The organism is Novosphingobium sp., assembly GCF_036733805.1.
Lineage (GTDB): Bacteria > Pseudomonadota > Alphaproteobacteria > Sphingomonadales > Sphingomonadaceae > Novosphingobium.
In genome coordinates, this window is sequence record NZ_DAIMZT010000038.1 from 1 (window position 1) to 22,486 (window position 22,486).

General features: G+C 62.1%; 21 protein-coding genes, 1 tRNA gene, 1 rRNA gene and 1 pseudogene. 14 read left to right on the forward strand and 10 right to left on the reverse strand.

Annotation, left to right across the window (positions count from 1 at the left end; genetic code table 11):
* Positions 1-175 precede the first annotated feature (175 nt).
* The 4 genes from rrf to V7D69_RS10195 all read left to right on the forward strand — a co-directional run bounded on the left by rrf (position 176) and on the right by V7D69_RS10195 (position 1,810).
* Positions 176-290, forward strand: a 5S ribosomal RNA gene (rrf, locus tag V7D69_RS10180).
* Between the two features lie 85 nt (positions 291-375).
* Positions 376-452, forward strand: a tRNA-Met gene (locus V7D69_RS10185).
* A gap of 138 nt (positions 453-590) precedes the next feature.
* A complete protein-coding gene (gene rpoZ / locus V7D69_RS10190) occupies positions 591-935 on the forward strand; it encodes a DNA-directed RNA polymerase subunit omega (RefSeq protein WP_324061276.1) in 345 nt (114 codons plus the stop codon).
* A gap of 44 nt (positions 936-979) precedes the next feature.
* Positions 980-1,810, forward strand: coding sequence for a ParA family protein (locus V7D69_RS10195; RefSeq protein WP_324061277.1), 831 nt, complete (start codon positions 980-982; stop codon positions 1,808-1,810).
* Between the two features lie 443 nt (positions 1,811-2,253).
* On the opposite strand, the gene V7D69_RS10200 is transcribed toward V7D69_RS10195, so the two are convergent.
* The gene (locus V7D69_RS10200; RefSeq protein ID WP_324061278.1) at positions 2,254-2,970 is read right to left on the reverse strand and encodes a helix-turn-helix domain-containing protein; all 717 of its coding nucleotides are present in this window, start codon (positions 2,968-2,970) and stop codon (positions 2,254-2,256) included.
* A gap of 346 nt (positions 2,971-3,316) precedes the next feature.
* Here V7D69_RS10200 and V7D69_RS10205 point away from each other — a divergent pair, with 346 nt between their 5' ends.
* The 3 genes from V7D69_RS10205 (at position 3,317) to V7D69_RS10215 (ending at position 7,601) form a co-directional block, all read left to right on the forward strand.
* Positions 3,317-3,949: a response regulator transcription factor gene (locus V7D69_RS10205; protein ID WP_324061279.1), complete on the forward strand. Its 633-nt coding sequence runs from the start codon at positions 3,317-3,319 to the stop codon at positions 3,947-3,949.
* Positions 3,950-4,268: 319 nt separating this feature from the next.
* Entirely contained in the window at positions 4,269-6,038 is a 1,770-nt protein-coding gene (locus V7D69_RS10210; RefSeq protein ID WP_324061280.1) for a sensor histidine kinase, read from the forward strand.
* Positions 6,039-6,116: 78 nt separating this feature from the next.
* Positions 6,117-7,601, forward strand: a complete 1,485-nt coding sequence (locus tag V7D69_RS10215; RefSeq protein WP_324061281.1) for an AMP-binding protein — start codon at positions 6,117-6,119, stop codon at positions 7,599-7,601.
* Between the two features lie 46 nt (positions 7,602-7,647).
* Here V7D69_RS10215 and V7D69_RS10220 read toward each other — a convergent pair whose 3' ends face one another.
* From V7D69_RS10220 to leuC, 7 genes are all read right to left on the reverse strand, one after another.
* Positions 7,648-8,442 (reverse strand): NUDIX hydrolase, encoded by a 795-nt coding sequence (locus V7D69_RS10220; protein WP_333605741.1) that lies wholly within the window; start codon positions 8,440-8,442, stop codon positions 7,648-7,650.
* Positions 8,443-8,766: 324 nt separating this feature from the next.
* Complete coding sequence (gene grxD / locus V7D69_RS10225) at positions 8,767-9,096, reverse strand: Grx4 family monothiol glutaredoxin (RefSeq protein WP_324062796.1); 330 nt, start codon at positions 9,094-9,096, stop codon at positions 8,767-8,769.
* Positions 9,097-9,124: 28 nt separating this feature from the next.
* Positions 9,125-9,358: a BolA family protein gene (locus V7D69_RS10230; RefSeq protein ID WP_324062798.1), complete on the reverse strand. Its 234-nt coding sequence runs from the start codon at positions 9,356-9,358 to the stop codon at positions 9,125-9,127.
* 31 nt (positions 9,359-9,389) lie between these two features.
* Positions 9,390-9,713, reverse strand: coding sequence for a DUF1476 domain-containing protein (locus tag V7D69_RS10235; protein WP_324062800.1), 324 nt, complete (start codon positions 9,711-9,713; stop codon positions 9,390-9,392).
* Positions 9,714-9,830: 117 nt separating this feature from the next.
* A complete protein-coding gene (leuD, locus tag V7D69_RS10240) occupies positions 9,831-10,433 on the reverse strand; it encodes a 3-isopropylmalate dehydratase small subunit (protein ID WP_324062802.1) in 603 nt (200 codons plus the stop codon).
* Positions 10,433-10,597: a hypothetical protein gene (locus V7D69_RS10245; protein WP_324062804.1), complete on the reverse strand. Its 165-nt coding sequence runs from the start codon at positions 10,595-10,597 to the stop codon at positions 10,433-10,435. The genes leuD and V7D69_RS10245 overlap by 1 nt, the downstream gene beginning before the upstream one ends.
* A 100-nt stretch (positions 10,598-10,697) precedes the next feature.
* Positions 10,698-12,131, reverse strand: a complete 1,434-nt coding sequence (gene leuC, locus V7D69_RS10250) for a 3-isopropylmalate dehydratase large subunit (RefSeq protein WP_324062806.1) — start codon at positions 12,129-12,131, stop codon at positions 10,698-10,700.
* A gap of 106 nt (positions 12,132-12,237) precedes the next feature.
* Here leuC and V7D69_RS10255 point away from each other — a divergent pair, with 106 nt between their 5' ends.
* Complete coding sequence (locus tag V7D69_RS10255) at positions 12,238-12,756, forward strand: sterol desaturase family protein (RefSeq protein WP_324062808.1); 519 nt, start codon at positions 12,238-12,240, stop codon at positions 12,754-12,756.
* 33 nt (positions 12,757-12,789) lie between these two features.
* Here V7D69_RS10255 and V7D69_RS10260 read toward each other — a convergent pair whose 3' ends face one another.
* Both V7D69_RS10260 and V7D69_RS10265 read right to left on the reverse strand, forming a co-directional pair.
* Entirely contained in the window at positions 12,790-13,149 is a 360-nt protein-coding gene (locus V7D69_RS10260; protein ID WP_324062810.1) for a YbaN family protein, read from the reverse strand.
* The gene (locus V7D69_RS10265; protein WP_324062811.1) at positions 13,146-13,562 is read right to left on the reverse strand and encodes a SufE family protein; all 417 of its coding nucleotides are present in this window, start codon (positions 13,560-13,562) and stop codon (positions 13,146-13,148) included. Before V7D69_RS10265 ends, V7D69_RS10260 begins: the two co-directional genes overlap by 4 nt.
* A gap of 140 nt (positions 13,563-13,702) precedes the next feature.
* On the opposite strand from V7D69_RS10265, the gene V7D69_RS10270 reads away from it, so the two are divergent.
* The 6 genes and pseudogenes from V7D69_RS10270 to infB all read left to right on the forward strand — a co-directional run bounded on the left by V7D69_RS10270 (position 13,703) and on the right by infB (position 22,406).
* A complete protein-coding gene (locus tag V7D69_RS10270) occupies positions 13,703-15,775 on the forward strand; it encodes an NAD(+) synthase (RefSeq protein WP_333605742.1) in 2,073 nt (690 codons plus the stop codon).
* A 711-nt stretch (positions 15,776-16,486) separates the two neighbouring features.
* Positions 16,487-16,628 (forward strand): annotated as a pseudogene (locus V7D69_RS10275) (sigma 54-interacting transcriptional regulator); the annotation flags it as partial.
* A 192-nt stretch (positions 16,629-16,820) separates the two neighbouring features.
* On the forward strand, positions 16,821-17,381 hold the full coding sequence (rimP, locus tag V7D69_RS10280) for a ribosome maturation protein RimP (protein WP_324064416.1): 561 nt from the start codon (positions 16,821-16,823) through the stop codon (positions 17,379-17,381).
* A 3-nt stretch (positions 17,382-17,384) separates the two neighbouring features.
* Positions 17,385-19,004 carry a transcription termination factor NusA gene (gene nusA, locus V7D69_RS10285; protein ID WP_333605743.1) on the forward strand — a complete coding sequence of 540 codons (1,620 nt, stop codon included), beginning with the start codon at positions 17,385-17,387 and terminating at the stop codon, positions 19,002-19,004.
* A complete protein-coding gene (locus V7D69_RS10290; RefSeq protein WP_324062604.1) occupies positions 18,985-19,716 on the forward strand; it encodes a DUF448 domain-containing protein in 732 nt (243 codons plus the stop codon). Before nusA ends, V7D69_RS10290 begins: the two co-directional genes overlap by 20 nt.
* 23 nt (positions 19,717-19,739) lie before the next feature.
* Positions 19,740-22,406, forward strand: a complete 2,667-nt coding sequence (gene infB / locus V7D69_RS10295) for a translation initiation factor IF-2 (protein ID WP_333605744.1) — start codon at positions 19,740-19,742, stop codon at positions 22,404-22,406.
* The last annotated feature ends 80 nt before the right edge of the window (positions 22,407-22,486 follow it).

Sequence of the window (22,486 nt, forward strand, 5' to 3'; positions counted from 1 at the left end):
GTTGATAGGCCGGGTGTGGAAGTGCGGTAACGCATGGAGCTAACCGGTCCTAATTACTCATTTCGCGCTTGAGAGTCCCACCATCATCGTCAGCCCTGCTGACGATCTGGTTAGATGTCAGCTAGATGCCCAAAGGTCGCACGATTTCTAGAGCTGCTTTGCACCGTCACCATAGCTTGGTGACCATAGCGTCCGTGACCCACCCGATCCCATCCCGAACTCGGCCGTGAAACCGGACAGCGCCGATGGTACTACTGCTTAAGCAGTGGAAGAGTAGGTCGTCGCCAGGCTTTGCTGGCGGTGCGCGGAAGTGACCCATTCGCAATGTTTTCAAGGCCGCCGGGGCGACAAGCTCGCGGCGGCTTTGTTGTTTGGCGCGGGGTGGAGCAGCCCGGTAGCTCGTCAGGCTCATAACCTGAAGGTCGCAGGTTCAAATCCTGCCCCCGCAACCACTCAACATCTATACACACACACGCACACGCCCGCAAAACTGCGATGAAAATACCAAGTGAAGCGGGGTTTCCTTGACTTTGTCATGGATGCTGCATATCGGCTTGGGTTTCCAAACTTTCAGCTTCCACGGAGTGCCCATGGCGCGCGTTACTGTCGAAGATTGTGTCGACAAGATTCCCAACCGCTTCGATCTCGTTTTGCTTGCTGCGCAGCGTGCGCGTGAGATCTCCGGGGGTGCCGAGCTCACCGTCGACCGCGACCGAGACAAGAATCCCGTGGTGGCGCTTCGTGAGATCGCTGAGCAGACCGTCCGACCGGCGGATCTCAAAGAAGCGCTCACCGCTTCGATGCAACGCGTCCTGCCTGATGACGATGACGAGATGGATGAGATCGGTTCTCTCAGCCAGTCAGCTGAAGCCTTGCGCATCACTGCCTCCGCGCCGACCCGCAATACATCGCTGGGGGGCGATTACGACGGCTGAACCTTTTCGTTGACTGTCCGCATGTGACAGGCGACGATCCAGACGTGAGCGCAAAGAAACGGACATTGCCGCGCATAGCCGGATTTTCCGGAAGGGCGACGCGGGAAGCTGAACCTTTGGATGCGCCGGTCTCAGGTGCGACCATAGCCGTGTACAGTGTTAAGGGCGGGGTGGGAAAGACCACCTTCGCCGCCAACCTTGCGTGGTGTTCGGCTACCCTGTCACGGCATCGCACCTTGTTGTGGGACCTGGACGCGGCGGGCGGATCAGGCTTCCTTTATGGACTGGATGCGAAGGGATCGAGGCTGGCGCAGGAGGTTTTCTCCCACGAACGCGCACCTCGATCTCTCATTCAACCCACGGCATGGGAAGGAATCGATGTCCTGCCCGCTGACGAGAGCATTCGCGCTCTGGATACGCAGCTCGTGCGCATGGGCAAGCGTAAGCGTTTGGCCAAGCTGACGGATGAACTTGCCGGCGATTATTCCCGCATAGTGCTGGACTGTCCGCCAGTCATGAATGAACTTTCGGCACAAGTGGTGCGCGCCGCTGATCTGGTGATCGTGCCGTTGCCGCCCTCGCCGCTCTCGACGCGGGCTTTTGAGCTGGTGGTGCATGAGATCGCCGGCAATACGAAGCGTCATCCACCGATTCTTCCGGTGCTCTCGATGCTCGACATGCGCCGGAGCCTACATCGCGAGGCGCGTGGGGCGAATCCAAACTGGCCGGCGGTGCCTTACGCCAGCGCCGTGGAACAATGTGCTGTCCATCGGCAACCAGTGGGCGTCATTGCACCGCTAAGCCCCGCGGCGACGGCCTTCGCACGCCTTTGGAGTGCGATCGAAGCGAGGCTGGCGCAACGGGATGACGCTTAAATAGATGTAAATAGGGTCCCGCAAGCTATGCGGCGGGCATGGCTACGGATGGCGATGTGCTCACGTCACAGGCATCGGATCTGTCCGGCGCCATCGCTCCACGGACATTCTTCATGTCATTCTTTCAGAGTGCATTATGCGAAATCAAGAGCACGTCCGTTCGTGTCGAGCGAAGTCGAGACATGTGAGCCCGATGCAGTGTGTCTCGACTTCGCTCGACACGAACGGACGCTGGTGCAAATAAGAGCACTTCTCAACCGTTGTGAATCGCCGTGATTGCGTCAAGAAATCCGCTGGGAAGGCGCGGCGGGGCGAATTTGGCCCGGTGACCCACATCGGTCGAGAAGTGCTCTAAACGCACGATTCTCCAAGAGCGTCCCGCTGCTTCATCTCGCCGGCCGCCGGCCATAACGTCGGGGCGTCATTGCCAGTGACCTTCGATATCAGGCTTCGATCAATATTCTGATGCGTTCGGGGCTGATACCCATTATCAGGGCGAGTTCGCTTTTCTTGTCGGCGATCGCCTTGTCAGGCAGCGCGAAGGTGCCGGATGCCAGTGGCTGGCCGTGTCCAGCCTGAACAGCATCTTCCCCATATATCAATTCCTTTTCCGGAACACCGAGCGTTCGCGCTATGACACCGATCATGTCCTGGCGCGGAAAGACCGCGCCTTTTTCCCACTTCCAGAGCGTTGGCTTGCTGACCCCGACGCAGCTGGCGAAATGGACCATGCTAAACCCACGTTCTCTCCGCAACCGCCTGATGCGCTCCCCCAGAGCCTCCCCGCCTCGGCCGCGCGTACGCGATGAACCGTTGGCCCGCATGACATGAGCGATCGGAGCGCTTTGCAACTGGATCTGGCTTATGGTTGCAGAAGTAAGGGTTTTGTCAAATTCGCAGGCGTAAACGGTTTCGTTCGCCCATACCACGATGGCGGTGCACGTGCTTCCTTCCGGCAAGAGGAGGTGCAAAGGTTCTCCTACCGACAGCGGAGCGCTTGTTTCCAGCAACATGCCCGTCCTGGAGATGTTGTTGACATGCACGGCTTCTCCCCCGCCTTTGAAGGAGGCGGCCGAGCCTTCTAGGCTCAACTTTCTGGTCGGCTGGCCGGATAGGATGCCCGTGCGGCTCCGAACATTGATCTGTCCCATGATCGTCATTGACCGCTCCGTATCATGCGCCGTCGATCTGCCGACGATACGCAAATGGAGTAGATTCGCAATATCTAAAGATATATTATGTTAGTTAAAAATATGAAATTCCCGTTTCGGGCCAGTCGCAATATCCTGCCGATTGTCTCGCTCATAAGAGCCGGATGCGGATGTCATTCCAGATTTTTGCCGAAATGGTGTATACTTCTCCCGTTGGCTTGGCTTTCGGACGCCGTAATTTGATTGACCGGGCATGAACGCCTTGCAAGAATCAATATGGGTTGGACCGTAGGGGGAATGCCGGTTCGCGGCGTCATACGTTCGTGAACGGCAATAGGGCGGGATAATATTGACAGTGTCACGAATTTTGGTTGCCGACGATCATCCATTTTTCCGCTTAGGGGTTAACGCCGTGCTGCAGATGGGCGGGCACGAAGTCGTTGCCATGACCGGCGATGGCGATGCCACGCTCGATGCCGTCGAGCGGGAAGATCCTGAGATCGTGCTGTTGGATGTCCGGATGCCAGGTCGCGATGGCATTGCGACGCTTCAGGCATTGCGCGAACGCGGTGATGATCGGCCGGTGATTATCCTCACGGTAGAAATGAGCGACGATCAACTGCTTGCAGCCGTTCGGGCCCGGGTGAACGGGATCGTTTTTAAACATGACGGCGAAGACAGTCTGTTGAAAGCGATCAACGCTGTCAGGAACGGCCTGAGGTATCTGGACGGCCAACTCATTGACAAAGCCATTGCCAGAGCCAGTTCCGCAAATTCGCCCTCACCGTTTCGTCTGGCGGCTCTTACGCCGAAGGAAAGGGTGGTGGCGGCGCATGTGGCGCGTGGATTGCGCAATCGAGAGATCGCGTCCTTGATGGAGACTACGGAAGGCACGGTGAAGGTCTATCTTCACAGTATTTACACCAAGCTGGGAATTTCCAACCGCACCGAACTGGCGATGATTAGATCAAGCGAGCCCGAAGAATAATCTGACCGTAGCTAATCATCGCTCGGCCCGTCGGCACCCGCGCCGGGTGGATATGCGGATAAAGAAGCCTGACTTTCGCCAGTAAGCTTGACTAACTAAAGGTATAAACGTAATTAACGGTTATATTACGGTCTGGGGCGATGTCTTAACATTGGCCGCTTTTTATCGACTGCCAACTCAGTGGGGATGGGGCCGTTGCGGCCAGTCCGAACTGCGGGAAGCCGGTTGGCCGGCTACATAGGGTTTACGGGGGAAAAGCGTCAATGGCTCTCGGGGGATCGTTGGCCGATGCGCGTTTGAATGAATTGAACGAGCTTGCGTGGGAAATCGATCGCGGATCATTCCCTGGACGCCCGTTACTGTGAACGCCTCGTACCACATTGGCAGGGCGCCTGTCGGCAGCACTTGGGGGACATCGCGGGAGCAGGGCCTCCTCTTTCGCGTGGGCCACCTGTCGCAAGTCGTCTATTCTGTGCATTCCAACCATATGGCCGCTGTCAGCCGGGCAACTTATGCATTCCTCTTGGTGCTTCTGGTGTGGACGAGCGCGGCTGCTACTGCGCCGACTGCTGCCTTCAACGATGCATTCGCAATTGCATTCGCCGGTTTTGCAATCCTGGCCCTGGTTGTGTCGATCAGCAATTGGTATGTGGATTTCAGGCTTTCGGAAGCCTTTATCGCGCTTGATGTCCTGGCGTTCGCCGTTCTCACGGTGTCACGCACGGGAGGAGGCGCGGGTGCGGTTCTCTCCGCATTGTGCCTGCTTGCACACATCCTGTTTGTCAGCGTGCTGCGCTGGAGAAACGGGTTGGTATTCGCGATTGCAGCGTTTCTCAATACCTTCTGGATTGCCGACATCGCCATCTTCGAACTGAGCCACGGAAGCATGACGCCGTTGAGCGCGTTACGCTGGAGCCTTTTCGCGATACTGGAATCGGCCGTGGTGATCTGGGCGAGCGCGCAGGTGCTCAAGACGGACCTGCCCCGCTTTGCCGCCGAAGCGCCCGACCCCGAGCTTCCTTTGACGGCATCGGCGATCGGTTATGCGATGAAGACCGCCGGAGCCGCCGAAGCCATTCTCTGTTGGATCGATCCGCGCGATCGCGGTTGCTACACGTGCAGCCAGCGCGCCATGGCAGATAAAAAGGCGCCTGCGAAGTTGAGCTTCAGCGCGGCGGACGCGTTCAGGAAGCTGGAGCTCATGCTGTTTGACGCGCGGCGGGGTCATGCGATCGTGTTACGAGATGGAAAGTTCATCGCGTGCGCCGGCTATGCCGTGCCGGGTCGCGCGTTGTTGGCGGAGCTTGGCGTCTCGACCGGAATTTGCATTCCGATAGATGGTGAAGAAGGTCGAAGCTGGCTGGTCCTGGCCGGCATTTGCATGCTTGGCTGGGGGCATCTTTACCTGGCCGAGGCGGTCTGTTCCGAAATCAGGCAGGGCATGAGTTGGCAGACCGCTTCGGTGAATGCGCTTAACGCTGCGCTTGCCCGACTGCGGCGAACCGTGGCCTGCGATTTGCATGACAGCGTGGCGCATTCGCTGGTCGGCGCCAGATTCCTGCTCGTGGCGCTGCGATCCAAACTCGACGCAAATTCGGAGGTCGTCCAAGAGATCGACACCATCAAGGACGCGCTGGAAGCGGAACAGATCCATGTTCGCCGGTTGATTGACCAACTGCGCGAAACGGATGCGGACGCACGGGTCCGCAACCTCGTCGATGATCTTCGGTCAGCGGGTCAGGCTCTAGAAATGCGTTGGCAGATCGATGTCGAACTGGTTGATTCCGATTTTCGCATACAAGTGCCGGTCTGGTTCTCGCTGGAAGTGCAGCAAATCGTGCGCGAGGCAATTTCCAACGGTGTCCGCCACGGCGGAGCTTCGCGCGCGACGATCAAGTGCGGCAAGCGTTCGGGTGCGATCGAAATCGAGGTGATGGATAATGGAGCGGGGTTCGCCGATCCGCAAATGCCCGCTCTTCCACGATCGATCAGTGAGAGATTGGGCGGCCTCGGCGGGTCGCTGGAAATCGCCTCGAAGCGGGGAGAAACCATGCTTCGCATGAGTCTTCCTTCCTCTATCGCGGATTGATCGTAGGCAGCGCGCGGCGATTTGCCAAAGATCGGCGGCCCGGCTACCCTGGCATCACAACGACAGGAAACGGAAACGGTGCCCGGCGATCTTTATTCGCGGTTCGCGCAAAGCTTTGAACATTTCGCCGATCGTGTCCTTGTGGAGGATGACAGCCGCGCCTGGACTTACGGCGAAGTGGCGCGTCTGGCCGGGCGGCTCGCCTCACGACTTCAGGCGCTGAGCGTGGCGGCCGGTGAGCGGGTGCTGGTGCAGACTGACAAGCGCGTTGAGACGCTGATACTCTATCTCGCGACGATCCGCTGCGGCGCCATCTACCTGCCGCTCAACGTCGATTATACGCAGGCAGAACTCGATTATTTCGCGATGGACGCTACCCCGGTTCTGGCGGTGTGCCGGGATGCCTCAGTCGAACTGTTCGGACGGATCGGCGGCGGAAAGCTGCAAGTCACCACGATCGCGGCACTTTTTGCAGACTTGCCGGAGGGGGAGGCGCCCCCGGTGGCACGCGCGGCCGATGATACTGCCGCGATCCTGTACACCTCCGGTACGACCGGCAAGCCCAAGGGGGCGATGCTGACACAGGACAACCTGGTCTCGAATGGAGAGACGCTGATTGACCTGTGGCGCTTCACTCCAGAGGATCGGTTGATTCACGCTTTGCCGATCTTCCACGTTCACGGCCTTTTTGTCGCCGTTCATTGCGTGGTCTTTTCAGGCGCATCGATGGTTTTCCTGCCGAAGTTCGACAGTGGCCGGGTGATACAGCTGATGAGCGCAAGCACCGTTTTGATGGGAGTACCCACGTTCTATATCCGCCTGCTCGCCGATCCTGCCTTCATCCGCGAGCGGGCGGCGCACATGCGCTTGTTCATCTCCGGCTCCGCGCCACTTTCGGCGGACATCCATCGCGCGTTCGAGGCGCGTTGCGGGCATCGGGTGCTTGAGCGCTACGGCATGACGGAGACCGGCATGCTGACTTCGAACCCCTATGACGGAGAGCGCCGTGCCGGCTATGTGGGCCCGCCGCTGCCGGGCGTTGCCCTGCGCATCGCCGATTTCGAAGGAGGACAGGTGATGCCGCAAGGGGAAGTCGGCATCATCGAAGTCAAGGGCCGCAATGTCTTCAAGGGCTATTGGCGGATGCCGGAAAAGACCGCGGCGGAGTTTCGCCCCGACGGCTACTTCATCACGGGCGACATGGGCGTGATAGATGCTGATGGTTATGTCCAGATCGTCGGGCGGGAAAAGGATCTTATCATCTCAGGCGGGTTGAACGTCTACCCCGCGGAAGTGGAGGCGCTGCTCGATGATCGGGCGGATGTGGCCGAAGCAGCAGTGATCGGCGTGCCTCACCCGGACCTGGGAGAAGCCGTCGTTGCCGTGGTGCAGCCGGCGGGGCAGTTCGACCCTGAAGCGGTGCGCGAAGCCATGCGGCGCGATCTTGCTGCTTTCAAGGTGCCCAAGGCAGTGCTGGTCATGGAGGCGTTGCCGCGCAACACCATGGGCAAGATTCAGAAGAAGCAGCTGCGCGAAACTTACGCGAACCTTTTCACGGCATAGTGACGCCCGATTGTGACGCGCGATTTCCGGGGCGGCCCGCTCGCCTTCACCCGCGCCAGGCAGTGGCTTTCGGTTGGCAGAGCACAGGATAGCCGTGGCCATCGGGAATGACGATCCATTCCCCATCGGCGCGCCGCTCGTCCGTGGGATGAATGCGGGAAACCGGATGCGCGGCGACATTGGCCAGCGTCTCGTCGAAGCTGGAGAACTGGGCCAGCCGTTCGAGATTGCGGCGGGTCGGAAAGATAATCCTGATCTCGCCGCGATCCGCCATTTCGAGCGCGCCGGCCGCGCTGGTCCAGAACAGACGCGTATTCTCGGTGGCGTCGACAGCCACGTCCACCGCGCCGGTGCCCAGATCAGTCACGAAGAAGCGGGTGTCGAAAGCGTTGTCCCACAAGGGGCACCAGTGCGCGAACAAGGTCAGCGCCTGGGGCGCCAGTTCCCAGCCGAAACGATCAAGCACCGCCGCAAGCGCACCAGTTTCGAGCAGCATGTGTCGGGCCGCCGCTGCTTCCGGTGCCGAAACTGGCCGGCGCGTCGCGATCATCAGCCCCGTTTCTTCCAGCGTTTCGCGAATGCCCGCGATTCGGGCGGCGGTCATCTCTTCTGGTTCTTCCGGCGCGATTTTGCGCGCAAGTTCGCGGTCGGCGGGATCGACGCGTCCGCCCGGAAATACTGCCGCCCCGCCAGCGAAACGCATCTCGCGGGATCGTTGCACCATCAGCAGTTCGGGCAACGCCGCTTCGGCCGAGCGGCGAAAGATCACGATGGTGGCGGCGGGCACGACGCGGGGTGCCTCTGGCGGCATCGGCTGATCGGATGGAGCGGTCAACGGCATTATCGGCGTCTTGCTCGCAACTTCGTAGCAGGCAAGCGGAAAATCGCGCGAGCACCGGCAAAGCGGGTGTCGGAACGCTTTACAGGCGTGATTGGCTTGCGCCGTTCCCGCTTGGCCTAATGCCAGAAAATCTAAGAAAAATCAGGTTTGGCACAGCTTGTGCTTATATATCTGTGTACCCAAGACAGTCTCGATTGAGGCGGGGCCGATCAAGTCTCCCGGCTCCGCCTCCCCGAGTTTCTCCACATCATGATCGGCCGTCGGCGCACTGAAAAGCCCGAAAGCTGTGGCTTCCGGGCTACGCGCGGTTGGCGATGACAAAGATCAGCCCTGCGCCGCGATTCCAGAATCGGCGAGGAGCAGGTGCAGTTCGCCCGCCTCGAACATTTCCATCATGATGTCGCTGCCGCCGACGAACTCGCCCTTTACGTAGAGTTGGGGAATTGTCGGCCAGTCGGAGAACGACTTGATAGCCTGGCGGATTTCCATGTCCTGCAGCACGTCCACACTTTCGTATGGCACGCCCAGGCGCTCCAGGATCGCCACGGCGCGGCTTGAAAAGCCGCACTGCGGAAACAGCGGCGTCCCCTTCATGAACAGGACGATGTCGTTATTGTTTACAATCTCGCCGATGCGGGCGTGGACGTCGGACATGTTGGGGGCCTTCTTGCGTGTTCTGTCGTCAATTGGGGACGGCAGTGGTCAGTTGCAAGGCATGGAGCGCTCCGCCCATGCGGCCGCCAAGCGCCTCATAGACGATCTTGTGCTGCGCCACGCGGGACTTGCCGGTGAACGCCGCGGAAACGACGTGCGCGGCATAGTGATCGCCATCACCCGCGAGGTCGGTAATGCGCACTTCGGCATCGGGAAGCGCCGCGCGAATAAGTGTTTCGATCTCGCTGGCAGACATGGCCATCGTCAATCTCCGAAGTGTTTCCGCTTTGGCCTCAGGCTTCGCCCAGGAACGCGCGGCGAGCTTCAACCTGCTTTGCATCGAGCGCGGCGCGGACTTCCGCTTCCGAACTTTCGACGCCTGCCGCCGTCAGGTCGCCCAGCAGTTTGCGGATCACATCCTCATCGCCGGCTTCCTCGAAATCGGCCTGGACCACGGATTTGGCATAAGCCTCGGTCTCTGCCGGGGAGAGCTTCATGTGCTCGGCCGCCCATTCGCCGAGCAGCCGATTGCGACGGGCCTGGATGCGGAACTGAGTGTCGGCGTCATGCGCGAACTTGGCCTCCTCGGCGCGTTCGCGATCCTGGAAACTCGTCATCGAAAATCCTCATGAACAACCCGGACGGTCCGGGCTTTCTTACTTCGCCTCCGCGATAAGGCGCGCCGTCATCGGGTTCAATCCTGATTCTACGCCTTCTTCGCAGACGGGAGCCGGTCAGTTCAGGCTGGCCGACGCGCGGGCTAGAAACGGTAGGTCGGTTTTGGCTTTCGCCTCATGCGCGCTGATCGCGTCCACCTGCGCCAGGGTCAGTCCCACCTCGTCGAGACCTTCCAACAGGCAATGCTTGCGGAACGGATCGATTTCAAAGGCAAAGCGGTCTTGGAACGGCGTGGTAACGGTCTGTGTCCCAAGATCGATGTCGATCGGATCGGTCTTGGCCACCTCCAGCAGGCGATCGACTGCCGCCTGCGGCAGTGCGACCGTCAGGATGCCGTTCTTGAAGGCATTGCCTGAGAAGATGTCCGAAAAGCTTGGCGCGATCACGCAGGTTACACCCAGGTCCAACAGGGCCCAGGCAGCGTGTTCGCGGCTCGAACCGCAGCCGAAGTTGTCGCCCGCGATCAGGATCGGCGCGCCGGCGTACTCGGGGTCGTCAAAGACATTGCCCGGCTCTTTCTTCACCGCCTCGAACGCGCCTTTGCCCAGACCTTCGCGTGTGATGGTCTTGAGCCAATGCGCCGGGATGATGACGTCGGTATCGACGTTCTTGCGGCCGAACGGGATGGCGCGGCCGGCTACGTGCGTGATCGGTTCCATCAATCGGTTTCCGGCGCCTGTTCGGGGTGAGGCGGCTTTTCGTTCGCGCGAGCCTTGCGGCGCTTTACGAAGAGCAGCGCGGCGGCAATGGCGGCGGAGCCGATTGCGGCTCCGGCGATGACGGCGGCCTTGGAAGCCAATGAGTTTTCAGGTTCGTCGGACATGTTCTGCCCTATGTCCCTCCCGGCCGACGGTTTCAAGGCCGCGGCGCTCAAATTCGCGTTTACGCGGATCGGTCCCGGCGCAAGGCCACAGGCATTGAGTTTACTTCATCAGATCGCGAACGTCCGTTAACCGTCCGGTCACTGCCGCGGCCGCCGCCATCGCAGGCGACATCAGATGCGTTCGCGAGCCGGGGCCCTGGCGCCCGGTGAAGTTGCGGTTGCTGGTGGAGGCGCACCGTTCCCCGGCGGGCACTTTGTCCGGATTCATCGCCAGACATGCCGAACAGCCCGGTTCGCGCCATTCGAGGCCCGCGGCGATCACGATCTTATCCAGCCCCTCAGCCTCGGCTTGCTGCTTGACGAGGCCGGAACCGGGGACGACGATCGCCCACTTTACATTGTCCGCCTTATGGCGGCCCTTGAGCACGTCGCACGCCGCGCGGATATCCTCGATCCGGCTGTTGGTGCATGAACCGATGAAGACGTTCTGCACTTCAACGTCTGTCAGTTTCATGCCTGGGGTCAGCCCCATATATTCAAGGCTCACCTTCACTGCGTCGCGCTTCGATGCATCCGCGAAGTCTTCCGGCGCGGGCACGGTGCCGCCGATCGGCGCGGTGTCTTCCGGGCTCGTGCCCCAGGTCACCGTGGGCTGAATGTCTTGAGCGCGGATGGTGACGGACTTGTCGAAGCGCGCGCCTTCGTCCGTCGCCAGGCTTTTCCACCAGGTGACAGCCTTGTCCCAATCCTCGCCCTTGGGCGCATAAGGGCGGCCCTTCAGATAAGCGAAGGTCTTCTCGTCCGGCGCGATCAGGCCGGCGCGGGCGCCGCCTTCGATCGACATGTTGCAGACGGTCAGCCGCCCTTCGACAGACATCTCCTCGAACACGTTGCCGCGATATTCGATCACATGGCCAGTGCCCCCGGCCGTGCCGATCACCCCGATAACGTGCAGGATCACGTCCTTGGGCGTCACCCCGGCGCCAAGCTCGCCCTCGACGCGCACTTCCATGGTCTTGCTCTGCTTGAGCAGCAGAGTCTGGGTCGCCAAGACATGCTCAACCTCGGTAGTGCCGATCCCGAAGGCGAGGGCGCCCACACCGCCATGGCAGGCGGTATGGCTGTCCCCGCAGACGATCGTCGCGCCGGGCAGGGAGAAGCCCTGTTCAGGCCCGACGACATGGACGATACCCTGTTCGCGGTCCGTCGCGTCGATATAGCGGATGCCGAACTCCGGCGCGTTCCGGCGCAGCGCGGCAAGCTGAGTCGCGCTTTCAGGGTCAGCAATGGCCAGCACGTTGCCTTCTGCATCCAGCCTGGCGGTAGTGGGCAGGTTGTGATCGGGAACCGCGAGCGTCAGATCCGGGCGTCGCACTGCGCGGCCGGCGGCGCGAAGACCCTCGAACGCTTGAGGGCTCGTCACTTCGTGAACGAGGTGCCGGTCGATATAAACAAGGGCGGTCCCATCATCGCGCGTGTCGACGACATGAGCATCCCAGATCTTTTGATAGAGCGTGCGCGGTTTCGTGGTCATGGTGGGGGCGAATTAGGCGCGAGCGCCCTGCAATTCAAGCGGTCTGGACGCATGCATCTGGGGCAGCGCTATCGCGCGGCTGGACCGCCGGTGCTATGGAAGCCCAATGTCCGCGCTTGCCGCCTGCCTGATCGTGCTTGTGACCGTCGCCGCGATGGAACTGGTCGCCTGGGCCAGCCACAAGTACGTGATGCATGGGTTCGGCTGGGCTTGGCATCGCGATCATCATGAACCGCATAACCGATCGTTGGAAAAGAATGACCTCTATGCCCTCGTCGGTGCGGCGATCAGCATCGCGATGTTTGCACTGGGGTCGCCCATGGTGATGGGCCGGGGCGTGTGGCAACCGGGGACGTGGATCGGTCTGGGCGTGCTGATCTACGGCGTGATCTACACGCTGGTGCATGACGGGCTGGTGCACCGGCGCTATTTCCGCTGGGCGCCGCGGCGCGGCTATGCCCGGCGGCTGGTGCAGGCGCACCGGCTTCATCACGCAACGGTGGGCAAGGAGGGCGGCGTCAGCTTCGGCTTCATCGTGGCGCGCGATCCGGCGGTGCTGAAACGTGAACTGCGCGATCAGCGGGCGAGAGGAATTGCGGTTTTGCGAGAGACGGCGGAGGATTAATTCGCCGGCGCGACGATAGCAACGCTGCCGCGCCTATTCATTGCGCGTCCAGATCCACGGCCCCACCGTCGCCAGCACCGCCACCGGGATCAGCAGCCAGGGCCAGCCCAGCGTCAGCCAGACGAACCCCACGCTAGCGCTCATCGCCAGGATAGCCGCCACCTTACCCTTGCGGCTGATCGCTCGCCGATCGCGCCATTCGCGCAAGTGGTGGCCATGCGTGGGATGGTTGTACAATTTCTCCGCCAATTGTGGATGGCTTTTCGAAAAGCACCAGGCTGCCAGCAGATAAAACACCACCGTTGGCAACAGCGGCAGGAAAATGCCCGCCGTGCCCAGCGCGAAGAACAAGACCCCTGCCGCCAGCCACACCGGGCGGCCGATCCGTTTCATGGCGCCTCGGCGGCGTAGCGCGCGGCGGTCTCCCGGATCAGCGCGATCATGTTGGGTACGCCCTGCGTGCGGTTGGACGAGAGCTGGTTTTTCAGATCAAACGGTTCGAGCGCGGCGGCGATGTCGGTCTGCGCCACGGCGGCGGCCGGCTTGTCCTGCACGGCGGCGATCACCAGCGCGACGATGCCCTTGGTGATCGCCGCGTTGCTGTCCGCCAGGAAATGCAGCGTGCCGTCTTCGCGCGCGGTCGGATAAACCCAGACGCTGGCGGAGCAGCCCCGCACTTTGGTCGCCTCGGTCTTGAGCGCATCGGGCATCGGATCAAGCTCGCGACCCAGTTCGATGAGGAGGCGATAGCGTTCGTCACCGTCAAGGAACGCGTATTCTTCGCGAATATCGTCAAGGCTGCGCATGTGGTGGCATTTAGGGGGATGGGCGCGGAGGGCAAGGCCAAACCTCGATCCTCCGGTCAACACGAATGCCATGGCGTAGATGATTGACCCGAAGCGCAGCCGATTGCCATGCCCGCGCATTCCTGTCAGGAAATCCGGTCATGACCAAAGCGAAAGCGCATCCTTTTTACGCCATGCATGAGCACGGGTTCGTGCGGGTCGCCACGTCCACGCCGCAAGTGCGCACGGCCGATGTCGTCTTCAACCGCGATGCCGTGCTGGCAGAGGCGCGACGGGCGCATGAAGCGCATGTGGACCTGCTGGTGTTTCCCGAGTTGTGCATCTCCTCCTATGCGATTGACGACTTGCACTTGCAGTCCGCCATGATCGCGGCGGTGGAGGCGGCCGTGGGCGAGATCGTTCGCGCCAGCGCCGTGCTTTCACCGGCCATGCTCGTAGGCGCGGCGCTGATGCACAAGGGCCGGCTTTACAATTGCGCGCTGGCGATTGCGCAGGGGCGACTGCTGGGCGTCGTGCCGAAGTCCTATCTGCCCAATTACCGGGAGTTTTACGAAAAGCGCTGGTTTGCCAGCGGCAAGGGGGTGCGCGGGCAAACGATCCGGGTGAACGGGCATGATGTGCCCTTCGGCACCGATCTGGTCTTCGCTTCGGAGGTTCTGCCGCATTTCCGCTTTTTCGCGGAGATCTGCGAGGATTTCTGGGCAGCGACGCCGCCGTCGTCATTGGGCGCGCTGGCCGGGGCGACGATCCTGTGCAACCTTTCCGCTTCCAACATCGTGATCGGCAAGTCGGACGAGCGGCATATGCTGTGCCGTTCACAGTCGGCGCGCGCCACGGCCGCTTATGTCTATTGCGCGGCCGGGCATGGCGAAAGCACCACCGATCTCGCATGGGACGGGCAGGGGGTGATTTACGAGCAGGGCGATTTGCTGGCCGAATCGCAGCGCTTTTCGCTCCATCCCGCACTGTGCTTGGCCGATGTCGATTGCGAGCGCATCGTCATGGATCGGCTGCGCATCCCCACCTTCAACGACGCTGCCGACGCGGCAGGGCGGCCCGACGAGAGTTTTCGCACCATCCCCTTCCGCCACGCCCCGCATGGCGGGGACATCGGCCTGATCCGCCCGATCCGGCGCTTTCCCTTCGTGCCTGCGCGTGCGGAGAAGCTCGATGCCGATTGCTACGAGGCGTTCAACATCCAGGTCGACGGCCTGATGCGGCGGCTGGAATCGACCGGGTCGAAATCGATGGTGATAGGCATTTCGGGCGGGCTCGATTCCACACATGCGCTGATCGTTGCGGCCAAGGCTTGCGACCGGCTCGGCCTGCCGCGCACCTTCATTCGCGGTTACACCATGCCCGGCTTCGCCACTAGCGAAGGCACCAAGTCCAATGCCTGGAAACTGATGCAGGCGGTGGGCGTCACCGCTGAAGAAATCGATATCCGCCCCGCCGCCACGCGCATGCTGGAGGATATCGGTCATGCTTTTGCAACGAAAGGAAACAAGGGCGGTGAGCCGATCTATGACGTGACGTTCGAGAATGTGCAGGCGGGGCTGCGCACCGATTACCTCTTCCGCCTGGCCAGCCAGCACAGTGGCTTCGTGGTCGGCACGGGGGACTTGTCCGAACTGGCGCTGGGCTGGTGTACATATGGTGTTGGGGACCAGATGAGCCATTACGCGGTCAACGCCGGAGTGCCCAAGACGCTGATCCAGTACCTGATCCGCTGGTGCGCGCGCGGTGACCAGTTCGACGCGGCGACGAATGAAGTGTTGCTCTCGATCCTCGATACCGAGATTTCGCCGGAACTGGTGCCCGCCGATGCCAGCGGCGCGATTCAGAGCACGGAGGCAATGATCGGGCCTTACGAGCTTAACGATTTCTTCCTGCATCACGTGATGCGCTTCGGGCAGAAGCCTTCGAAAGTCGCGTTCCTCGCCTGGCACGCCTGGCGCGACGCGGCGGCCGGGGCGTGGCCGGCTGGCTTTCCGGCGGAGCGCAAGAACGCTTACGACCTTCCCACGATCCGCCTCTGGCTGGAAAAGTTCCTGCGACGCTTCTTCGCTTTTAGTCAGTTCAAGCGCTCTGCAATCCCCAATGGACCGAAAGTCTCCTCAGGCGGCGCCCTCAGCCCGCGCGGCGACTGGCGCGCCCCATCGGATGCCAGCGCGGCGGTGTGGCTCGCGGAACTTGAGGCCAGGGTGCCATGATTTTTCCTGATTTCCGTTTGTGACGAGCGCTTGTGCCGCGATGCGATCCCATTTCTGGCGAGGATCGCATGCAGACACAGGCGATTGCCCGCTGGCGAGTGCGGGGGTTGTGCCGGGAGGGCAGCAGGCAGGCAGCAGTGCGGCCGGCGTGTGGGGGCCTGAACCGGACAGGCTTGGCTGGTGAACCTTTGGGGTGCGAACGGCTGATGAGGGGACACGCAACTCACCAACTCGGCCCTGGCAAGACAGACATCAGCGGATGCGGGCTCGCGTCCTTGCCGCCGACCCCTGGGGTTGTAAATCCCAGGGCAAAGTTCTGCTTGCGGATGCAGGCGGCCTTTCCTGCGAAAGGACGCCGGCCGCTTATGTGGCGGTGACATGCAAGCGATGGCCATTCGCTTCCGCGCACCTGCGGTGACCCGGTTATCCCGAGTGCTGCGGCACACAACCCAAATGGTTCGTTATGTCAATAGTGTATATCGATAATGGTGCTAATCGCACACGGATTCGATCTCTCGCGCCAGATTGCTGCCGCGCCGCTTGGCTGTAGCGATGCGTTCGAGCACGGCGATGCGTATGCGCATTCCTCGATCTCATGCTCCAGTTCGTGTTCCTGGAAGGCAAGGTGGCGAAGGTAGACGCCGGCCGATATTCCGGCCATTGCGACAAGCCCGGCGACGACGGTGAGCAGGCCGAAGACGTCACCCGTGCTCATTGCCGATCACGGTGGATGTGCGGATCGTCGCCGCCACTAACGCCGACCTGCCCCGCATGGCCGAGGAAGGGACACCGTGCCGACCTGCTTGACCGGCTCAATTTTGAAGTCATCAGGGCATTGCCGTCGGCAACGCGCTTGACATGCTGATTTCGGGGTTCTGAGTTCATTCGGCCGGGTTCCGGCGGTGTCCCCCAACTCCCCCTTGCCTTTTCCCTGAATCGCGCCTATCTGCCGCTCATCCCGATATTGGTGAAACAAGGTTCGGGCTGGCGCCGGAAGGGGCCGGCGCGGAACTGCGTTGGTGCAAATGTCGGCATTGGAGAACATATGGCCGATATCGCGCGCATTGCGGAAGTGATCGAACCGGAGGTGAACGCCCTCGGCTTCGATCTCGTGCGCGTGAAGATCTTCGGCAAGAGCGAGGTCGGCGACGATGAGATCGCTCTCCAGATCATGGCTGAGAACCCGGCCACCGGGCAGCTCGTGCTGGATGATTGCGTGACGCTCTCTCACCGTATCTCCGATCGCATGGACGCGCTGGAAGAAGCCGGCGAGGTGCTGATCGACGAAGCATATCGCCTGGAAGTTAGCTCGCCGGGGATCGATCGCCCGCTTACTCGCCCGAAGGACTACGCGCAGTGGGCTGGGCACGAAACCAAAGTGAGCCTGACGGCGCCGGTGGAAGGAAACCGCAAGGCGCTGCACGGCGATCTGGTGGGGATCGAGGGCGATGTGGTCACGCTGGATGATCGCAAGTCCGGTCGGGTCAGCTTTCCGCTGGCAGACGTTCATTCCGCTCGGCTGGTCCTGACCGACGAGCTGATTGCCGCAACCCGCCCGCTGGATACCAGTGGCGCCGACGAGATTCTCGAGGAACAGGAAGACTAAGCCATGGCCAGTGCGATTTCCGCCAACCGCGCCGAGCTGCTTGCGATCGCCAACTCGGTCGCTTCGGAGAAGATGATCGACAAGTCGATCGTGATCGAGGCGATGGAAGAAGCCATCCAGAAGTCGGCCCGCAACCGCTATGGCGCGGAGAACGACATCCGCGCCAAGCTCGATCCGCGCACCGGCGACCTGCGCTTGTGGCGCGTCGTCGAAGTGGTCGAGCATGTTGAGGACTACTTCAAACAGGTGGACCTGAAACAGGCAGAGAAGCTGCAGGCGGACGCCAAGATCGGCGATTTCATCGTCGATCCGCTGCCCCCGGTGGATCTGGGCCGCATCGACGCGCAGTCGGCCAAGCAGGTGATCTTCCAGAAGGTCCGCGATGCCGAGCGCGAGCGCCAGTATGAAGAGTTCAAGGACCGCGTGGGTGAGATCATCACCGGCGTCATCAAGTCGGTCGAATTTGGCCACGTGATCGTCAATCTCGGCCGCGCTGAGGGCGTGATCCGCCGTGACCAGCAGATCCCGCGCGAAGCCGCCCGTGTGGGCGAGCGCGTCCGCGCCATTGTTCTTCGGGTGGAGCGCCAGAACCGCGGCCCGCAGATCTTCCTCTCTCGCGCGCATCCGGAGTTCATGAAGAAGCTCTTCGCGCAGGAAGTGCCGGAAATCTATGACGGCATCATCGAGATCAAGGCCGCCGCCCGCGATCCGGGCAGCCGCGCCAAGATCGGCGTCATCAGCCACGATCACTCGATCGATCCGGTCGGCGCCTGCGTCGGCATGAAGGGCAGCCGCGTTCAGGCGGTGGTCCAGGAACTGCAGGGCGAGAAGATCGACATCATCCCCTGGAGCGAGGATACCGCGACTTTCGTTGTCAACGCGCTTCAGCCCGCGACCGTCAGCCGCGTCGTCATTGACGAGGAGGAAAGCCGCATCGAGGTAGTGGTGCCCGACGACCAGCTTTCGCTGGCGATCGGCCGCCGGGGCCAGAACGTGCGCCTCGCCAGCCAACTCACTGGCTCGCAGATCGATATCATGACTGAGGCGGAGGCTTCGGAAAAGCGTCAGAAGGAATTTACCGAGCGCTCCAAGATGTTCGAAGAAGAACTGGACGTCGACGAAACGCTGTCGCAGCTGCTCGTGGCCGAAGGCTTTACCGAACTGGAAGAAGTCGCGTACATCGAGATGAATGAACTGGCCGCGATCGAGGGCTTTGACGAGGAACTGGCCGAAGAACTCCAGAGCCGCGCGGCCGAGGCGCTCGAACGCCGTGAGGAAGCATTCCGCGAGGAGCGCCGCGCTCTGGGCGTCGAAGATGGGCTGGCCGAACTGCCGCATCTTACCGAAGCCATGCTGGTTACGCTGGGCAAGGCCGGTATCAAGACGCTGGACGACCTCGCCGATCTCGCCACAGACGAACTGATCGCCAAGAAGCGCAGCGAACAGCGTCGCCGCGATGGTTCGGTGAACCGCCGCGCCCGCGACGAGGACAAGGGCGGCGTGCTTGGCGAATATGGCCTGAGCGAAGAACAGGGCAACGAAATCATCATGGCTGCGCGCGCTCATTGGTTCGACGACGAACCTGCTTCTGAGGAGGCCGCCGATGCGGAATCCTCACAATGAGCGTTTAGCTTCCGACATTGGCGACGCCGGCCCGGAGAGAACCTGCATTCTCTCCGGCGGGAAAGCTGCGCGGGACGAATTGCTGCGCCTGGCGATTTCGCCCGACGGGCTTGTCCTGCCTGACGTTCATGCCCGTGCGCCAGGGCGCGGCGCGTGGATCGGCGTTCCGCGCGAGGGTCTTGAAAAAGCGCTGGCGAAGGGCAAACTTAAGGGCGCGCTGACGCGGGCTTTCGGCAAAGCTCTTGAGGGCGCGCCGCTTTCCATTCCCGATGACCTTGCCGACCGGATCGAACAAGCACTCGTCCGCGCGCTGACCGAACGGCTGGGGCTTGAACTGAAATCGGGCAAGCTGCTGATGGGCTCTGACCGTATCGCGCAAAGCGCGCGTGAGGGCCGTGTCGAATGGCTGGGCCACGCCGCCGATGCGAGCGAGGATGGATCGCGCAAGCTTGACCAGGCGTGGCGCGTGGGCAGCGAGGCGGAAGGCTCCGGCCTCAAAGGCACGCGCTTGCCACTGGACCGGGAGACGTTGTCTGTGGCATTGGGCCGCGACAACGTCGTTCACCTGGCGCTGACAGACCGCGGCGCGGCAACAAGAGTCGCGGCGCTGCTGCAGCGCCTCCTGCATTTCCAGGGGCAGGCCGATGCGGACGCGGCCGGTTTGGATGAAGATCACGGGCACGCCTGCGGCGCGCCCGTCACGACGAATTGAGATTGAAGGGCACGACAAGACTTATGAGCGAGACCGACAACAAACCGACCCTGGGCCGCAAGCCGCTTGGGCTTAAGCGCTCAGTGGAAGCGGGTGAGGTCAAGCAGACCTTCAGCCACGGCCGCACCAACAAGGTCGTGGTCGAGGTGAAACGCCGCAAGCTGATCGGCAAGCCGGGTTCCGAAGGTGTCGTCGAAGCCAAGGTCGAGGCTCCGGCTCCCGCCCCGACGCCCGCGCCCCAGCCGGTCGCGCCGCCGCCCCCGCCGAGGAAACCTGCCGCTCCCGCTGGCGAAACGCCGCAGGAACGCGTTGCCCGTCTTCAGCGCGAGGCTGAGGAAGAGCGTCTGCGGTGGGCGGAAGAGGCGCGCCGTCGCGAGGAGGATGAACGGCTCCAGGCGCTTGAGGAGCAGCGTCGCCGCGCCGAGGAAAACCGCGCATTGGAAACGAAGCGCGCCGAGGAGGAAACCGCTGCCGCAGCGGACGCTGAGGTGGAGGCCGCCGAAGCCGTTGAGGTGCAGAAACCCGATCAGGAAGAGCAGCCGGAGCCCGCTTCCGCTCCCGAGGCGCCCGTCGTCGCCAAGGTTGCTCCTTCGACCGACACCGCCGCCCCCACCCCCGCACCGGCGCCCCGCCGCTTTACTCCGGTCCAGCGTTCCGAACCGACCGCTCGCAAGCCCGAAGCCGCCAATGGCGGTAGCGGGGGCGGCGCGGCCAAGAAGGCGGAACCGACGGCTGCCAAGAAAGGCGCTCCTCCGCCACGAGGGGCCGAGCGCGACCGCAAGGGCGATCGCCGCCAATCGGGCAAGCTCACCGTCACCCGCGCGCTCAATGAGGACGAAGGCGCCCGCGCGCGTTCGCTCGCCGCACTCAAGCGCGCTCGTGAGAAGGAACGGCGCGCGCATTTCGGCGGCCAGTCGCAGCAGCGCGAGAAGCAGGTGCGCGACGTGGTCGTGCCTGAGGCGATCACTGTTCAGGAACTGGCCAACCGCATGGCCGAAAAGGGCGCCGATCTGGTGAAGGCGCTGTTCAACATGGGCATGATGGTCACCGTCAATCAGACGATCGATCAGGACACCGCCGAATTGCTCGTGACCGAGTTTGGCCATAACATCCAGCGCGTTTCGGAAAGCGACATCGACATCGATACTTCGGCGGACGTCGACGCCGACGAAACCCTGAAGTCGCGCCCGCCGGTCGTGACCATCATGGGCCACGTCGATCACGGCAAGACCAGCCTGCTTGACGCGCTGCGCGGCACGGATGTGGTGCGCGGCGAGGCGGGTGGCATCACCCAGCATATCGGGGCTTACCAGATCAAGACCAAGGGGGGTGATCTCGTCACCTTCCTTGATACGCCCGGCCACGCGGCCTTTACACAGATGCGCATGCGCGGTGCAAACGTGACGGACATCGTGATCCTGGTGGTCGCCGCCGATGACGGCATCATGCCGCAGACGGTGGAGGCCATCAATCACACCAAGGCCGCCGGCGTGCCGATGATCGTCGCCATCAACAAATGCGACAAGGAAGACGCCAACCCGCAAAAGGTGCGCGAGCGTCTGCTGGAGCATGAGATCGTCGTCGAGGAAATGTCGGGCGACGTGCAGGACGTCGAAGTCTCGGCCAAGACGGGCAAGGGTCTGGACGATCTGATCGAAAAGATTCTGCTCCAGGCCGAGCTGCTGGAACTGCAGGCCAATCCCGATCGCGCCGCCGAAGCCACCGTGATCGAGGCCAAGCTCGACAAGGGCAAGGGGCCGCTGGCGAGCGTGCTTGTCAACCGCGGCACATTGCGCCTGGGCGATATCTTCGTGGTCGGCACTGAAAGCGGTCGTGTACGGGCGATGCTGGATGACAAGGGGCGCCAGCTCAAGGAAGCCGGCCCGTCCATGCCGGTCGAGGTGCTGGGCCTTGGCGGTGTGCCGATGGCGGGCGATACCTTGACGGTCGTGGATAGCGAGCAGCGGGCGCGCGAAGTCGCCGCTTACCGTCAGGAACAGGCGACCGCCAAGCGCACCGCGACCGCGCCGGCGAGCCTCGACACGATGTTCTCCGCGCTCGCCGCCAAGCAAAATGTCATCGAGTATCCGATCGTCATCAAGGCGGACGTGCAGGGGTCGGTCGAAGCGATCAACAACGCGCTGCACGCCCTGTCGAATGACGAGATCAAGGTGCGCATCCTGCATTCCGGCGTGGGGGCGATCACGGAGACTGACGTGACGCTCGCCTCGGCCAGCGGCGCGCCGATCGTCGGTTTCAATGTCCGCCCGAACGCCAAGGCGCGCGAGCAGATCGAGAAGTCCAAGACGCCGATGATGTACTACGACGTCATCTACGAGCTGACCGCCGAGGTCGCCAAGCAGATGGCCGGCATCTGGGGGCCGGAACGGATCGAAACCGTAGTCGGCCGCGCCGAGGTCAAGCAGATCTTCCCGGCTGGCAAGAAGGACAAGGCCGCCGGTCTGCTGGTACTGGAGGGCTACATCCGCAAGGGCATCCATGCGCGCCTTACCCGCAACGACGTTATCGTTTCGGCGACGACGATCGCCAGCTTGCGCCGCTTCAAGGACGACGTCGACGAAGTCCGCGCCGGTCTGGAATGCGGCGTGGTTCTGGCCGACACGAACGATATCAAGCCGGGCGATCATCTGGAGGTCTTCGAGGTGAGCGAGCGCGAGCGGACATTGTGAAACGCGCAGCGGTGAAACGGGCGGAGTTGCGTAAGCTACCGACCCGATTCGCCGCCGCGGTACATTGTCATTTGCGTGCT